Raw genomic sequence first — 14,448 nt, 5'->3', positions numbered from 1 at the left:
TAAAGTAAGATATACTGACTCTGCAACCTTCGTAGGTTGGGTTGAGGAACGAAACCCAACACCATCCACCAGAATATTATAATTAATGTTGGGTTTCCTTGCGTCAACCCAACCTACGGGGTAAAATCAAGATCATAAAATACAACTTTAATTACAGGATATTTATAGTATGGAATATCGCCGCGCCAATGTGGCAGGAGGAACATACTTTTTTACAGTGGTGACAGAGAAAAGACAAAAAATATTATGTTTACCAAAAAATGTTTCTTTATTAAGAGATGCTTTTGGTTATGTAATGCAGAAACATCCATTTATTATAGATGCTATTGTTATTTTACCCGATCATCTTCACTGTATTTGGACTTTACCTGAAAATGATCATGATTTTTCTACCCGTTGGCGGTTAATTAAAAGTTATTTTAGTCGTAAATGTGAAACTATTTCACCAGAAAATATATCTATATCTAGAAAAAATAAAAAACAACGGGCTATATGGCAATATCGTTTTTGGGAACATTTAATTAGAGATGAAATTGATTTTAAAAATCACGTTGAATATATTCATTATAATCCCGTGAAACATGGTTTGGTAACAGCACCAAAGGATTGGGAATATTCAAGTTTTCATCGCGCTGTGCGTCAAGGTATGTATGACATGATGTGGGGTGCGGGGGAGGAAATTATGGTTCTACTGCTCCGAGTTCGCCTATTTTGAAGAGTATTAAAGCCTCAAATCTAATCAAGATAAGGGTTTAAGCCGTATTTTTCCGAAAATATTATAAAAGGAGCGGTAGAACCACTATTTTTTAGTATAATTGTAGTAATATAAGTAAGAATCAAAGCCTTTGATGTAATCAATCTATTCGTTCGTTAGGAAAGTGAAACAGTTATGCAGATGATTGATATTAAAACCAATAGTCCTCCCCTTTCCATTGTAAGTATTGAGGTAGAGCAACTTTTTGGTAGATATAATTATACATTATCAAAAAAAGATACTCATAATGAAGTAGACTCTTCTCTCATGATCCTTTATGGAGATAATGGTTCTGGTAAAACCACGATTTTAAAGCTTTTATTTCATTTGCTATCACCACATCCTGGACATCGTAAATTTTTAACCCAAATTCCTTTTAGCAAATTTTCGTTAATTCTTGCTGATGGTAATAGTTTTATTGCTAGTCGAGGTAATTCAGAGTTAGTTGGTTCATTTCAATTGCAAATTTTTCAGAATAAAATTAGTATTTTTGATGAACTAATGGACTATGAATATGATAAACGAAAACAACACTTGCCAAGTGATAAATTTTGTGAGAAATTAACAGAACTTCAATTAAATATGTTCTTTTTAGGTGATGATAGAATCTTAAAAAGTGATATCTTACCAGATGATGATGATAATGATTTATATGAAAAACATAGAGAATTTTTATTCTCAAGAAGAAGAACTACTTCATCAAGCTTTGATGTATTAGATGATTATTCTTTAATTAACAGAGATATAGTTTTAAAAACATCCATTAAAAGAACTCAAAAATGGATTAGTGATCAAACATTAACAGGGACAAGTCAAGGAGAAGCAAATGTACACAACGTCTATGAAGAAATTATTACTGAAATTCTTCAAAATTCAGAAAAAGAAGTTATAGAAGAATTGCCAAAACCACTTGAAATATTAATTAAAGACTTAATAAATGCAGACAATCGTAGTAAAGATTTTTCTCGATTTGGCTTAATGTCACCATTGGATAGTCAAAATATTGTTAATATATTGGAATCAAATTCAAAAGGAAAATCTACACTTATATCGAGTGTTTTAAAACCATATTTGGATAGTGTATCGGCAAGATTTGATGCACTACAAGATACACAAAAGTTATTAACTACGTTTGAAAGTACCATCAATAAATTTTTCCATGATAAATATATAAAGCTTCATGTCAGAGATGGAATCAAAATATTTACTGATGAAAATCTAGAATTATCTCCTGAAAAACTATCTTCAGGAGAAAAACAACTTTTATTACTTTTTTGTAACACTCTGACTGCAAGAGATAAAGCAACAATTTTTATTATTGATGAGCCAGAAATATCCTTAAATGTAAAATGGCAACGTCAACTTATTCACGCATTACTTGAGTTAACAAAAGGCAGTCAAGTTCAATTTATATTAGCTACTCATTCAATGGAGTTGCTTACTCAATACAGGGGTCATGTTATCAAGCTTGTGAAGACGGAGCAATAAAGTGAAAATGGAAAATGAAATAAGACGCACGCTTGATGAACTTGTTGCCAGATATGAACTTGAGCCTGATTTACGTGATATATATGTTGAAGGTAAAACAGATAAACTCTTTTTAGAATGGTTTTTAAGAAACAGAGGTATAGAAGACATTGCTGTTTATGAAATTGAGACAGTTGATATTTCTGCTGACAAATTATTTGAGCCTCAGTTAAAAGATAACAAATGGTTTTTAATAAATAGAAGTATAGAAGACATTGCTGTTTATGAAATTGAGACAGTTGATATTTCTGCTGAAAGATTATTTGAGCTTCAGTTAAAAGATAACAACCGTAGTCGTGTTATTACTCTTGCTTTGTACCTACAGGATAAATTTCCAGAAACTACTCCTCATGTTATTTGTATTGCAGATAAAGATTTTGATTGGTTATTCGATATAACTTATCAGTGCGATTTATTATTTTTTACTGATTATTCATGTTTGGAAATGTATCTTTTTAATGAAACAGTTTTAAATAAAGTCTTACTTTTGTCTCTACGTATATCTGAATTAACAGCAATAGATATACTCAATCAATTATCTAAAGTCTTAGAAGATTTATTTCTAATTCGTGCTGCTAAAGAATCACTAAACATAAATATTGCTATGTTAGATAATAATTTCGGCAAATGCTGTTATTGGAATAAAGCAAAGACTGAATTTCAATTTGATATAGAAAAATACATTGACAAATATTTAGATAAATGTGCTATGAGATTAGAAAAATCAATATTTGTTGCTAAAATTGAGGAATTACGAATTAAAGCAAAAGAGTTAGAAGATACTCGATATAAAATACATGGACATGATTTTACTGAGCTTTTATATTTGTATATCAAAGATTTTCTGAGAAGAGAACTAAAGAGTTACAATGCCGAGATTCTTGCAGGTACTTTACTAGGATCTATAGATGCTGAAGAATTATCCAAAGAAACAATGTTTCAGAGTTTACTTATTCGTCTTACTGAATAAATGTAAAATTAATATCTTTGGTTATGTGATGCGGAAACATCCATTTATTATAGATGCTGTTGTTATTTTACCTGATCATCTCGACTGTATTTGGACTTTACCAGAAAATGATCATGATTTTTCTACCCGTTGGCGGTTAATTAAAAGTTATTTTAGTCGTCAATGTGAAACTATTTCACCAGAAAATATATCTGTATCTAGAAGAAAGAAAAAACAACGGGCTATATGGCAATATCGTTTTTGGGAACATTTAATCAGAGATGAAATAGATTTTCTTTCATCACGTTGAATATATTCATTATAATCCTGTGAAACATGGTTTGGTAACAGCACCAAAGGATTGGGAATATTCCAGTTTTCACCGTGCTGTGCGTCAAGGTATGTATGACATGATGTGGGGTGCGGGTGAGGAAATTATTTTTGATGATGATATTTGCAACGAGTAGGTTGGGTTGAATGAAATGAAACCCAACATTAATTTTAAGATGCCAATGGGTGATGTTGGGTTTCGTTCCTCAACCCAACCTACATTTGCTACATTTACCAGAATATGATAGGATAATTTGCGTTCTTTGAATATGCAGTTTATGTTAGATAATATAGTTGAAATTAGATTAGGAATTAAACCCAACCTAAATGAAAGTAGAAATACTATACATGGAGGTAGGAGGAATATTATTTGTACATTTAAAGGAGTAGGGGGCAGTATTTCCACACTGGAGAATCGAGGAGGAGATACTACTTGTAGTGGGATTATTCCTTTTCAGAAAATTATTGATCATGAATATCTCGATAAATCAATAACTCATAATTTATTAGCTTTACAAAATGGTAATATCTTAGATTTAAGTCAGCCACAAGTTTATAATCATCAAACATATTTACCTAATAAAATTAGATATAAAATTGATGATGATTATTCGCAATGGGATGATTTAGTATCAAAACTAGAAAGCATAGATGAACAATTAACGTTGAGTTTATATTTTGATATATCCAGAATTAATATCAGTAATTACCAAGTTATTCAAATCAAAGAAGAATCTTATTTAAACATAGTTATTAATCCGATTTCATTTGAAATCAAAGAAGAAGTTTATTGGCTTCCAGAAGCAGGAGAACCTTTACTATTTCCAAGATATGAAGATCCAGAAGGTAATTTTGGTTTTTATGGAAATGATCAACTTTATCCCATACCCAAAAGAATATTAGATGTTGTTTGTAAAGACTATAGTGCTAATACTTTATATTCTACAGATACCCCTGAATATGAAATTGGTGATGCTTCAGTTAAAAGAGTTATATTAGCTTTAGAAAAATTAGAAAATATTACAGCTTATCCCACAGGTGAAAATAGTATTGCTGATATTAAATTAAAATGGGATTTAATTGTGAAAGTCCATGACAAAAATTATCCATTACAAATTAAATCTAGTAAATCTCAAGCTCAAGAAGATTGGCAAATATACAAGGAATTATGGTCAGATAGACAAATTCCATTTCTTCCTGCTATAGTTTGGACAAATTTCGCTTCATCAATAGATGCAATGGCAAAACAATTTGCTCAATTATTTGATGTAGAGTTTAAAAAAGAATTACCCATAGTTAATAATAATATTAATAGTCAAATAGTTAAAAATAAAGATCCAATACCGCAAAATATTGATCAAGTTAGGACTGGAAAGAAAGCACATAAATATTTATTGAAAGCATTATTTGAATCTGCGGAAAAAGGAACTTGGAATAAAGCAGTTGAAGATTTATTACAAGAAGTAGTGGATAGAGGAAAAAACCCATCTTATCAGTTAATTAATCATTGTCGCACGATTGCAAAAGCCCGAACTATTCAAGCTGACATATTGAAAAATCAGATGCAGGTTGAAGAACAAGGTTAAAAAATTGGATTGGGTTTATGGAATAAACCCAACCTACAACTATTTACGCTGTAACCATTTCCGGCACTAAATTAGGTGATGTTGGCTCAAAATGTAACACCATAATTTGCTCTGGACGCAACCCAATAGATTCATAAGTTTGTCCATTACTATCGCTAAATTCTACTTCAAACGCAGCGCCATCGGCTAATAATTCAACTATTGTACCAACTTGACCACGCAGCAAGTTATATTCAGGTAAATCAACTGTGAGTGCTACTACATCTAGTAGATCGGGTGCAAGAATTTTGCTCATTTTCTATAATCTCCAGGTATTTTTATAATAAAGGATAGCAGGATGTTAATCTTGGAATATCAGAACCAGATTTAATAATCCAACCAGTGCGAATAGTTGCACTTCTATTTTGCCATTCCAGAGTAAAGTCTAGTGTGTAGCGTTGTCCATGTTCATCATACCTATTCAAGCTAACTTCTTGAGTTTTGACTTTTTCTAAAATAATCTGGCGTAATTCCTCAGCATTTTCAGCAGTCATACCCAAAATTGATGAAAAGAGACGAGCTTTATCCTTTCCTGTAGAATGATCTCGATTAAGGGAGTAGTCACGCAATTTACGAATGTCAACAACTGCATTTTCAGCATTGGGAAGCAGATTTGAGTTTAGTCTGATAATATCTTCAATATCTTCCAGAGTGAATCCTTCCTCTTCAAGTTTTTGGCGAACTTCAGGCAGAGGGGCAAACGCCCTAATTACCGCCCTAGTTACCATATTCATATCCCATACCGCTTCTTTACACAATTCCTCAGCTTGTTTCGCTCCAAGGCTATCTACTAACAACTGATAAAATTCATATTCACCAATCTCTTTCTGTTTAGCAAAGGCAAGATTACCGTCTTTGTTATCCTGTTTCATTGCTGTGAGTGTTTTTTTAATCTCTTCCTGGAGATACTGTTTTTCCTCTTCTTCGGTAGCTTCAATAAATCTCTTATGAAGTTCATCATAATAAAGCATTTTTATCAACAATGCTTTCAGTTTTTCCCCTGGATTTATCATATTTGTTGCCATTCTCATGTATTAGCGCGTCAATCGTATCATAAATTAAGGCAGTAAAAACAAAAAATTAACTCCAAAATACCCATAACTGCTGTTGGGTTTCGTTCTTCAACCCAACCTACGATTTATAATTGATCGGATAACCTGCACACCTACATTTAGGCATGAAACTGTGACCGAAACTGGAAAATACAAAGATACCGTCAACTTACCCAAGACTAACTTCGATATGCGGGCAAACGCAATCAAGCGCGAACCCGAAATCCAAAAATTCTGGGAAGAAAACAACATTTATTCTCAACTGGCACAAAACAATCCCGGCGAATTATTTATACTGCACGATGGTCCTCCCTATGCTAACGGTCAGTTGCATATTGGTCATGCTTTAAATAAGATTCTCAAAGATATTATTAACCGCTACCATTTGCTCCAAGGTCGTAAAATTCGCTACGTTCCAGGCTGGGATTGTCACGGATTGCCAATTGAGTTGAAAGTTCTGCAAAATATGAAACAGGCAGAACGGCAAAATCTCACACCTTTGCAATTGCGTCAAAAAGCGAAAGAGTTCGCACTAAAAACCGTAGACGAACAACGAGAAAGCTTTAAACGCTATGGGATTTGGGGTGATTGGGAAAATCCTTATTTAACCCTCAAACCAGAATACGAAGCCGCGCAAATTGGCGTTTTTGGGGAAATGTTCCTCAAAGGTTATATCTATCGCGGTTTAAAGCCGGTGCATTGGAGTCCTAGTTCTAAAACCGCCTTAGCAGAAGCAGAGTTAGAATATCCTGAAGGTCACGTTTCCCGCAGTATTTACGCCGCTTTTCCGGTGGTGAAGGTTGCGGAAGGGTTGAAAGGTAGTTTGGATGGCTTCTTGCCTGATTTGGGCGTGGCTGTGTGGACTACTACTCCTTGGACTATCCCCGGTAATTTGGCTGTGGCTGTGAATGCTGCGTTGGAATATGTGGTTGTGGAGGTCTCACGCAAAGGCGCAAAGGCGCAAAGGGAATGCAGATATCTGATTGTTGCGGCTGAGTTGGTGGAACGGTTGGGAGAGGTTTTAGATTGTGAGTTGACTGTAAAGGCTAAATTCTCTGGTCAGGATTTGGAAGGGACTATTTACCGTCATCCTCTTTTTGACCGTGAAAGTCCGGTGGTGGTTGGTGGTGATTATATCACTACTGAGTCGGGGACTGGGTTGGTTCATACTGCTCCTGGTCATGGTCAAGAAGATTACATCGTTGGTCAGCGTTACGGGTTGCCGATTCTTGCCCCTGTTGATGATAGTGGGAATTTTACGGATGAGGCTGGTAAGTTTTCTGGCTTGAATGTTTTGGGTGATGGTAATCAAGCGATTATTGACGCTTTGAGTGAAGCGGGTTCTCTGTTGAAGGAGGAGGCTTATCCTCACAAGTATCCTTATGATTGGAGAACGAATAAACCAACTATTTTCCGTGCAACTGAACAATGGTTTGCTTCTGTGGCAGGATTTAGGGAAGAGGCTTTAAAGGCTATTTCATCTGTGCGGTGGATTCCGGCACAAGGTGAAAACCGCATCACGCCGATGATAGCAGAAAGATCCGATTGGTGTATTTCTCGTCAGCGTTCTTGGGGTGTGCCGATTCCGGTATTTTATGATGAAGCGACTGGGGAAGTTTTGCTAAATGCGGACACGATTAACCACGTTCAAGCTATTATTGCCGAAAAGGGTTCTGATGCTTGGTGGGAGTTGTCGGTTGAGGAGTTGTTACCGGAACAATACTGCAATAATGGCAAGACTTACCGCCGGGGTACAGATACAATGGATGTTTGGTTTGATTCTGGTTCTTCTTGGGCGGCAGTAGCCAAGCAAAGACCGGAATTATGCTATCCTGCTGATATGTATTTGGAAGGTTCTGACCAACATCGCGGTTGGTTTCAATCTTCTTTGTTAACTAGTGTCGCGGTTAATGGCATTGCACCTTATAAAACTGTGTTAACTCATGGTTTCGTCTTGGATGAAAATGGGCGAAAAATGAGCAAATCGGTGGGGAATGTGGTAGATCCTCAATTGATGATTCAAGGTGGGACTAACCAAAAACAACAACCTGCTTATGGTGCTGATGTTTTGCGCTTGTGGGTTTCTTCGGTTGATTATTCTGGTGATGTGCGGTTGGGTGGTAACATCATCAAGCAATTAGCGGATGTCAGAAATAAGATTCGCAACACAGCGCGGTTTTTATTGGGTAGTTTGCATGATTTTGATCCTCAGAAGGATGCTGTAGCTTTTGATGATTTACCAGATTTGGATAAGTATATGTTACACCGCATTCGTGAGGTGTTTAATGAGGTGACGGACGCTTTTGATAGTTTCCAGTTTTTCCGCTTTTTTCAAACTGTACAGAATTTCTGTGTTGTAGATTTGTCAAATTTCTATTTAGACATTGCTAAAGATAGATTATATATCAGTTCTGCTGATGCTTTCCGTCGTCGTAGTTGTCAAACAGTTTTGCAAATTGCTTTGGAGAATTTAGCCAGAGCGATCGCCCCTGTTTTGTGTCATACTGCGGAGGATATCTGGCAATTTATCCCCTACGAAACCCAATATAAATCAGTTTTCCAAGCTGGTTGGGTGCAAGTGGATGATAAATGGGATAATCCTGAATTAGCGGAATTTTGGAAAACACTGCGACGGATTCGTGGTGATGTTAATAAGGTTTTAGAACAAGCGCGGACAGAAAAGTTAATTGGTTCTTCTCTAGAAGCTATTGCATTGATTTATCTGAGTGATGAAAAATTACGCACTGCTATCGAACCTTTGAATGTTAGCGGTAATGGAATTGATGAATTACGGTATTTGTTCCTAACTTCCAATGTGCAATTATTAGATACTCCTGAGACATTAAAAGGATTGAAAACCCTGCGAGTTCAAGGTGAAGATAATTGGGATATTGGCGTAGTTAATGCCGCAGACTATGAACATGAAGGGAAATCTTATCACAAATGCGATCGCTGTTGGAACTATTCTCCCCATGTGGGTGAATCAGCAGAACATCCTTTACTGTGTGAACGTTGTATTCCCGCATTAGCTGGAGAATTTTAAAATCATGTAGGGGTTTAGCATTGCTAAACCCTTATACGATACGCAACAATGTTTTTCTTACCAATGGTTTTAAAAATGCAACCCAATATCATCATGAATGATGATCAATTTTTTGATTTCTGTCAGTTAAACCGTGATTTGAGAATCGAACGTAACCATCTTGGAGATTTATTAATTAGGGACTTCCAGGAAATAAATTATCCCAATAAATAAATGAACAAACGAACCACAGAGGCACAGAGAACACAGAGAGAGAAGAAATAGGGAGGGTTTTTGCGTTAGTTTTGGGACATTTTTTTATTTGGAAGTCTCTTATGTCTCCTACAGATTCAGAAACAGGTGGACGTAATTTTAATTTAATCGGTGAATTAGGTGTTTGGACAAAGCAAAATGGTACAGGAGTAGGATTTGGTTCTAGTGGTGGTTTTACCTTACCTAATGGTGCAGTGCGTTCTCCTGACGCAGCTTGGATAAACCGCACAAAATGGGAAGCAATACCAGCAGAACAAAGGAAAAAATTTGCTCCTATTTGTCCTGAGTTTATTATTGAATTGCGTTCAGAAACTGATAATTTAAAGATTCTGCAAGAAAAGATGCAAGAATATATAGATAATGGTACACAATTAGGATGGTTAATTGATAGAAAACAACGGAAAGTATTTATTTATCGTCCCAATTGTGTAGTTGAAGAATTAGACAATCCCCAAACATTAACTGGTGAGAATTTATTACCCGGATTTGTTTTAGATTTAAGTCAGATTTGGTAATAAATAACAGTAGAACATAGATATTGTAAAAACTAATAAATCCATTAATTCATCTGCGTTCATCTGCGTTCATCTGCGTACCCTTCGGGAAGCAAGCTACAATCATTCTTGAAATTTTATTTGGTAATAAATAAATTATATTCCAGCTTTAGCGAGAGAATTTTCCCTCTAATCTTGATTGGAAAGAATTTGGTTGAATTAAACAATAAGAACCAAGACGATATTCTGGGGGGGCGATTTTTTTAGTTAACTTTGCTAAAATGGGTCTTGGGACTTCAGCGGTATGACGTTGGGTTAATACAGGCATTTCTTGCCAACAACTGCGGCAAAACCAATAAGATTCAGTACCACGAATATGGTGTAAGAGTGAATCGGAACAACAAGGGCATTGAGGCATAATAGTTTTAAGTCCTTCTTTGCAAGCGGTTGGCTAAATGTAGTCATCATGTAATGAATTGAGATAAAATAAAACTTCTTATGTACATTCCTGAATTTTAACTCTCAAGGATGGGGGGATTGTGAGAATATTTGCAAGAACAATATATTACGTAATATTTCGCTATATTGCCTCTATATTTATTTACACTCTAAACTAGAGTAATCTTAAATGGATGAGACATCTGGTAGTAAATCCCGTCCCCTCCTCTATATCCTCGCAACATCTTTAAACTGTCCGTGCATAAACAGAATGGGTTCTGAATTAAATAACAGTAGCTATTTAAGGAATCTCAGAATATGTTGGAAATTAAACGCAACCAAGAAAATAGCCAAATTCATCAAGAAGCTTTAGTATTACCCTTTAATGCCGTAGGAATTGCAGATATTTCCCTAGTAGGTGGTAAAAATGCCTCTTTAGGGGAAATGATTCAACAACTCAGTTCCCAAGGAGTGAAAGTTCCCACTGGATTTGCCACTACTGCTTATGCTTATAGATACTTTATTACTGCGGCTGGGTTAGAGGAAAAACTGAGGAAGATTTTTGCAGATTTAGATGTGGAAGATATGGATAATTTGCAGGAATGTGGGAAAAAAGCCAGATCATTGATGTTGGAAACCCCATTTCCGCTAGAATTACAAGGAGCGATCGCTAAATCCTATCAAAATCTTTGTGAAGAATACGATATTAATACTGATGTAGCTGTTCGTTCTAGTGCTACAGCCGAAGACTTACCAGATGCTAGTTTTGCGGGACAACAGGAAACCTACCTGAATGTTCATGGCATCAAAGGTGTATTAGAATCTTGCCATAAATGCTTTGCCTCTATTTTCACAGACAGGGCAATTTCCTACAGACAAATAAGAGGTTTCGATCATTTTGAAGTAGCCTTATCAGTCGGTGTCCAAAAAATGGTACGTTCTGATTTAGCATCTTCTGGAGTCATGTTTTCCATTGACACAGAAACAGGGTTTCAAAATGCCGCTTTAATTACCGCTGCTTATGGTTTGGGTGAAAATATAGTCCAAGGTGCAGTTAACCCAGATGAATATTTAGTATTTAAACCAACTTTAAAAAAAGGATATAAACCCATTCTCCAAAAGCGGTTGGGAACAAAAGAAATTAAAATGGTTTATGATCTAGGCGGATCAAAATTAACCAAAAATATTTCCGTTCCTCAACTTGAACGTCATCAATTTGCCCTAAATGATCAAGAAATTCTCCAACTAGCGGAATGGACTTGTATCATTGAAGATCATTATTCCCAAGTCCGGGGAATATCCACTCCAATGGATATTGAATGGGCAAAAGATGGGATAACTGGTGAGTTATTTATCGTCCAAGCTAGACCAGAAACAGTTCAATCACAAAAATCAAAAACCGTTCTCAGAAGTTATCAACTCCAAGAAAAAAGTCAAGTTTTATTAACAGGTCGCAGCGTTGGCGAAATGATTGGTCAAGGACAAGCTAGAGTAATTTTAGATGTTCCTGATATTAATCTCTTTCAAGCCGGAGAAGTGTTAGTTACTAACCGCACAGACCCCGACTGGGAACCGATTATGAAAAAAGCTAGTGCTATTGTCACTAACTCTGGTGGGAGGACTTGTTTTGATGGAGAGACAAAAATTCTCACCAATCAAGGTTTTATGACCATTCAGCAAATTTATGAACAAGGATATCAAGAATTATCAACTTTAGCCCTCAACACCAACACCCATCAAATGGAATGGAAACCCATTACAGATGCCATGAAACGGACATCTAAAACAATTGGTGTGAGTGTATCTCAAAGTGGGAGAGTCACAGATAATATCCTGCGATTAACTCCTGATCATAAAATGGTCAACCTGCGGAATGGTGAATATATCAAAACTGAGATTCAAGAAATGTTAGATACTCAGGAAATGGTGCTTGTATCTCAGAATATTCCCACATTAGGTGACAACAAAAATCAAGAAGCTGATTTAGCTTATCTGATTGGGGGAATCATCACAGACGGTTCAATTTACACTAGTCGAACTCATGGGGAAGTCCAGTTTATTCAAAAATGTTTACCAGAAAAACAAGCATTCATAGCTACTATGAATGACAAAATGAATGCTGTTTATGGTAAATCTTTTACTGCTTGTGAGAAAGCAGTATCTTCAGGTTATATCCGAGGAAAACAGGTAAAAGGACAAGCTACAGCTTACGACTTAAAACAAAAAGAACAACAAATTACTCAAATTCTCCTAGAAAACACTTCAGAAGTTTCTTATCACTTTTTAGGAGGTGTGATTGATGGTGATGGTTGCTATGCTAATAATCGCATTAACATCTATATCTCTGAAGAGAATCTACTACAAGCTGTGATTATTGCTTGTTTAAAAATCAATACTGTTCCTCAAGTTACTAAAAATCGTCATATCTACAATGTCCAAATTGTAGAAAAATTAGAGGAAATTTTAGAATATACCCAACGAGTTAAGGGAGAAGTTACTCCAAGAACTATTCAAACCCGGTTTTTTGCTACTAATCAACTATTTGCTAACAATGTTACCGGACAAATCAAACTTAGAAAAGATAAAAATTTATTGATTTCCGAGAAACAACTGCGGGAAATAAGCCAATTTGCAGACCTTTTAAAAGGTGATTTCCGAATGCAACGAGTTATTAAAGTTGCAGATGCAGTAGACGCTGAAGTTTATAATATTACTGTTGCGGATCATCATAATTATCTGGTTTTTACGGATAAATATACTCCTGTAGTTGTTTGTAACTGTCATGCGGCAATTATTGCTAGAGAAATGGGTATTCCTGCTATTGTTGGTTGTGGAAATGCAACAGAAATATTACAAACAGGACAAGAGATTACTGTTAGCTGTGCAGAAGGGGAAACCGGTCAAGTTTACTCAGGTTTATTAAACTTTGAAATTCAAGAATTACCATTAGATAACTTGCCTCGAACCCGCACTAAAATTATGATGAATGTGGGTAATCCTGAAGAAGCTTTAGGTTTAACCGCAATTCCTAATGATGGTGTTGGTTTAGCGAGAATGGAATTTATCATTGCTAATCATATTAAAGCCCATCCTTTAGCATTATTACATTTTAACGAATTAGAAGATGAACTTGCCAAATATAAAATTACTGAATTAACAGCCCAATATGAAGACAAAGCCGAATTCTTTATTGCTAAATTAGCACAAGGGATAGGCACAATTGCCGCAGCATTTTATCCCAAACCTGTAATTGTCCGGTTGTCAGATTTCAAAAGTAACGAATATGCAAACCTTTTAGGTGGTAGACAATTTGAACCCAAAGAAGAAAATCCCATGCTTGGTTGGCGTGGTGCTTCTCGTTATTATGATCCCCGTTATCGTGAAGGTTTTGCATTAGAATGTCAAGCTATGAAACGGGTAAGAGAAGAAATGGGTTTAACCAATATGATTCTCATGGTTCCCTTTTGTCGCACTCCCGAAGAAGGAAAACGAGTATTAGCAGAAATGGCAAAAAATGGCTTAGTTAAAGGCGAAAATGGCTTAGAAGTTTACGTTATGTGCGAGTTACCAAGTAACGTTTTATTAGCTGATGAATTTAGCCAAGTCTTTGATGGTTTCTCCATTGGTTCTAATGATTTAACCCAATTAACATTAGGATTAGATCGAGATTCTGAATTAGTGGCACATTTATTTGATGAACGCAACGAAGCTGTTAAAAGAATAATTGCCAAAGCCATAACTACTGTTAAACAAAATAATCGCAAAATTGGTATTTGTGGACAAGCACCCAGCGATTATCCAGAATTTGCTCGTTTTTTAGTTGAACAAGGTATAGATTCTATTAGTCTCAACCCTGATTCTGTGATTAAGACAATGTTAGAAATTGCGAAAGCAGAAACAGGGGAATAACTAAGGGACTTCCAAATAAAAAAATACTCAACCACCTAACGCAAAAATCTCTCAAACCCTTATTCCTCTGTGTCC

At 35.7% G+C, this 14,448-nt stretch carries 11 protein-coding genes and 1 pseudogene; 9 read left to right on the top strand and 3 right to left on the bottom strand.

Going from position 1 to position 14,448, the window contains the following annotated elements; all coding sequences use genetic code 11:
* Window positions 1–169 precede the first annotated feature (169 nt).
* From HEQ36_RS24435 to HEQ36_RS24410, 6 genes are all read left to right on the top strand, one after another.
* Entirely contained in the window at window positions 170–715 is a 546-nt protein-coding gene (locus tag HEQ36_RS24435) for a transposase (RefSeq protein WP_168635321.1), read from the top strand.
* A 174-nt stretch (window positions 716–889) separates the two neighbouring features.
* A complete protein-coding gene (locus tag HEQ36_RS24430) occupies window positions 890–2,242 on the top strand; it encodes an AAA family ATPase (protein WP_205748411.1) in 1,353 nt (450 codons plus the stop codon).
* A 7-nt stretch (window positions 2,243–2,249) separates the two neighbouring features.
* Complete coding sequence (locus tag HEQ36_RS24425; protein WP_168635319.1) at window positions 2,250–3,251, top strand: DUF4435 domain-containing protein; 1,002 nt, start codon at window positions 2,250–2,252, stop codon at window positions 3,249–3,251.
* A gap of 28 nt (window positions 3,252–3,279) precedes the next feature.
* Window positions 3,280–3,540, top strand: coding sequence for a hypothetical protein (locus HEQ36_RS24420; protein ID WP_233455395.1), 261 nt, complete (start codon window positions 3,280–3,282; stop codon window positions 3,538–3,540).
* Between the two features lie 19 nt (window positions 3,541–3,559).
* Window positions 3,560–3,697 (top strand): hypothetical protein, encoded by a 138-nt coding sequence (locus tag HEQ36_RS24415; RefSeq protein ID WP_233455394.1) that lies wholly within the window; start codon window positions 3,560–3,562, stop codon window positions 3,695–3,697.
* Between the two features lie 141 nt (window positions 3,698–3,838).
* On the top strand, window positions 3,839–5,146 hold the full coding sequence (locus tag HEQ36_RS24410; protein ID WP_168635318.1) for a hypothetical protein: 1,308 nt from the start codon (window positions 3,839–3,841) through the stop codon (window positions 5,144–5,146).
* A gap of 43 nt (window positions 5,147–5,189) precedes the next feature.
* Here HEQ36_RS24410 and HEQ36_RS24405 read toward each other — a convergent pair whose 3' ends face one another.
* Both HEQ36_RS24405 and HEQ36_RS24400 read right to left on the bottom strand, forming a co-directional pair.
* Window positions 5,190–5,441 (bottom strand): DUF4926 domain-containing protein, encoded by a 252-nt coding sequence (locus tag HEQ36_RS24405; RefSeq protein WP_168635317.1) that lies wholly within the window; start codon window positions 5,439–5,441, stop codon window positions 5,190–5,192.
* A gap of 22 nt (window positions 5,442–5,463) precedes the next feature.
* Window positions 5,464–6,210: a DUF6883 domain-containing protein gene (locus HEQ36_RS24400; RefSeq protein ID WP_233455393.1), complete on the bottom strand. Its 747-nt coding sequence runs from the start codon at window positions 6,208–6,210 to the stop codon at window positions 5,464–5,466.
* Window positions 6,211–6,370: 160 nt separating this feature from the next.
* Between HEQ36_RS24400 and ileS the strand changes: the two genes are divergently transcribed.
* Both ileS and HEQ36_RS24385 read left to right on the top strand, forming a co-directional pair.
* A complete protein-coding gene (gene ileS / locus HEQ36_RS24395; protein ID WP_168635316.1) occupies window positions 6,371–9,280 on the top strand; it encodes an isoleucine--tRNA ligase in 2,910 nt (969 codons plus the stop codon).
* Between the two features lie 311 nt (window positions 9,281–9,591).
* Window positions 9,592–10,047, top strand: a pseudogene (locus HEQ36_RS24385) (Uma2 family endonuclease); the annotation flags it as partial.
* 148 nt (window positions 10,048–10,195) lie between these two features.
* On the opposite strand, the gene HEQ36_RS24380 reads toward HEQ36_RS24385, so the two are convergent.
* Entirely contained in the window at window positions 10,196–10,444 is a 249-nt protein-coding gene (locus tag HEQ36_RS24380) for a hypothetical protein (RefSeq protein WP_039204343.1), read from the bottom strand.
* A gap of 338 nt (window positions 10,445–10,782) precedes the next feature.
* Between HEQ36_RS24380 and ppsA the strand changes: the two genes are divergently transcribed.
* Window positions 10,783–14,373 carry a phosphoenolpyruvate synthase gene (gene ppsA, locus HEQ36_RS24375; RefSeq protein ID WP_168635314.1) on the top strand — a complete coding sequence of 1,197 codons (3,591 nt, stop codon included), beginning with the start codon at window positions 10,783–10,785 and terminating at the stop codon, window positions 14,371–14,373.
* Window positions 14,374–14,448: the final 75 nt, after the last annotated feature.

This window comes from Anabaena sp. 54 (assembly GCF_017355725.1).
Taxonomy (GTDB): Bacteria; Cyanobacteriota; Cyanobacteriia; order Cyanobacteriales; family Nostocaceae; genus Dolichospermum; species Dolichospermum heterosporum.
The sequence above is the reverse complement of the archived record's forward strand: the minus strand, read 5'-3'. Positions and strand labels throughout refer to the sequence as shown.